This window comes from Azohydromonas lata, from assembly GCF_034427735.1.
GTDB lineage: Bacteria > Pseudomonadota > Gammaproteobacteria > Burkholderiales > Burkholderiaceae_C > Azohydromonas > Azohydromonas lata.
On record NZ_JAXOJX010000272.1, the window covers coordinates 1 to 240 of the forward strand.

The following is a 240-nucleotide window of genomic DNA, read 5'->3' on the forward strand; positions in this document are numbered from 1 at the left end:
GCGCGCAGGTCATTCGGCTGCGTGAGGCGGAGCACACCTACGACGAGATCGCAGCGTTTACGGGCCTGAGTCGTACGGGCGTGTTCGACATCTGCAAGCGCCACGCGGCCAAGGGTGCTGATGGACTGCACGACGCCGAGGCAGGCCGCAAGCTCGGCGAGCACCGCCGGCTCGACGCCAGCCAGGAGCACGAGGTGCAACGCCTGATTGCCGACAAGACACCGGACCAGTTGAAGATGG

At 66.2% G+C, this 240-nt stretch carries 1 protein-coding gene; it reads left to right on the forward strand.

All coding sequences use genetic code 11. From position 1 onward, the window contains the following. Nucleotides 1-240 (forward strand): helix-turn-helix domain-containing protein (locus tag SM757_RS35355; protein WP_322468918.1); only part of this gene is annotated, 240 nt, incomplete at both ends.